General features: G+C 28.9%; 2 protein-coding genes. Both read right to left on the bottom strand.

What is annotated here, in order from left to right; translation table 11 throughout:
• Positions 1-643 precede the first annotated feature (643 nt).
• On the bottom strand, positions 644-904 hold the full coding sequence (locus tag ACH0B5_RS17985; protein ID WP_122972635.1) for a DUF2164 family protein: 261 nt from the start codon (positions 902-904) through the stop codon (positions 644-646).
• A gap of 167 nt (positions 905-1,071) precedes the next feature.
• Positions 1,072-1,395 carry a metallophosphoesterase family protein gene (locus ACH0B5_RS17980; protein WP_406928255.1) on the bottom strand — a complete coding sequence of 108 codons (324 nt, stop codon included), beginning with the start codon at positions 1,393-1,395 and terminating at the stop codon, positions 1,072-1,074.
• Positions 1,396-1,421 lie beyond the last annotated feature (26 nt).

Raw genomic sequence — 1,421 nt, 5'->3', positions numbered from 1 at the left:
ACCTTTGTCGAAAAATATTTTTTTAACACGTGATCAATGGTTCAAACCGTTGGTACAACAACATTTATAGAGGGAGGAATTTTTATTATCACATTACAATTTTTATTTGTATATTATCCCAGTTAGGCTAGAGTCAATCTGCTTAACTGGGATTTTCAAATTCAAATTATGAGAAACTAGCCGTTACATTTAAGTGTAAGTATATTACCCTTCACTTACTTACAATCTTCAACATTATATGTAGCTGCATAAATAATTATGTATGAACAACGATTGGAATATCACATTCTAATTTCGCTACTCATGTTACATATTCTTCTGTTTGATCCATCCATTTTTCACTGACAAACTATCATTATTATTGTAGGATTACTTAATTTTATTACTTACTATTCACTATTATTGAATTACCCGAAGAAACGTCTGTTAAACAAAAAATTTGATTTTTTTAAAATTTTACTAGTATATTTCCTTTCTCAACTCCACCTCATTATATTTGGTGTATTTGTGGAATAGATATGTGAGGAAAAATACATTGGGTATGATGAAGTTAAAAGGTAAAACTAAAAGAGTTTGCAATAAAGTGATGTCAACTTTATTGCAAACTCACAAAGTAATATGTAACACCTCTTAGAAAGCGAAATTAATTATAAAGGGATTTTACATTTTTTTTTGATTTTTCTAAATTTAGCACCTCTTCTTCAATGTTCTCGCATTGTTTTTCAATGATACGGTACACATCGTATAAAATGGAGTTATATAGGTAGGGTGATACAGTTTCTTGAATAAACAATAGGAGCTTTTCTATTTCTTGATCCGAAAGATTTACCGTCATTTCATTAAAGAAAAAGTTCTGAATCTCATAAAATAATTGATACTGTTCTTTTGAAAAATTTAAACTCACTCAATGTTCCCCCTTTTCTCTCTCTTTTCTCACTATCAATATATATAACATAATTACCATTATTTTACTAATCACTCATTTACTTTTCCTTAATTTGTTAAAAAATATACAAGAGTATAAAAAATAAAAAGGTATTACGCAATTGTAATAACCTTTCATATATATTATTAATCTGCTTTACACCTATATAAAGGATTATCTAAATCATTTTTTCCTGAATGATTTTTCAAAGCTTCTACAAAAACAAACTGTTCTTCTGGATAACGATAACATGTCAGTTTTCCTCCAAAGACAACACCTTGATCAATGTTAATCGTATTATTTTTCATAAACGGTTCTGGTTTTGGGTCATGTCCCCATACAATCTTTAATTCCCCTTCGTGCTTTTCAAACCAATCGCGTCTAATCGGTTTACCTTTATCATCCATTCCTGCTACATCTGTATTTCGCAAGTAAAAATTGAGCCATTTATTAATTAAAAACTGATCCACTTAAACCGAACTATTTTCTAGCCATT

The organism is Ureibacillus sp. 179-F W5.1 NHS (genome assembly GCF_045369345.1).
Classification (GTDB): Bacteria; Bacillota; Bacilli; order Bacillales_A; family Planococcaceae; genus Ureibacillus; species Ureibacillus halotolerans.
The sequence above is the reverse complement of the archived record's forward strand: the minus strand, read 5'-3'. Positions and strand labels throughout refer to the sequence as shown.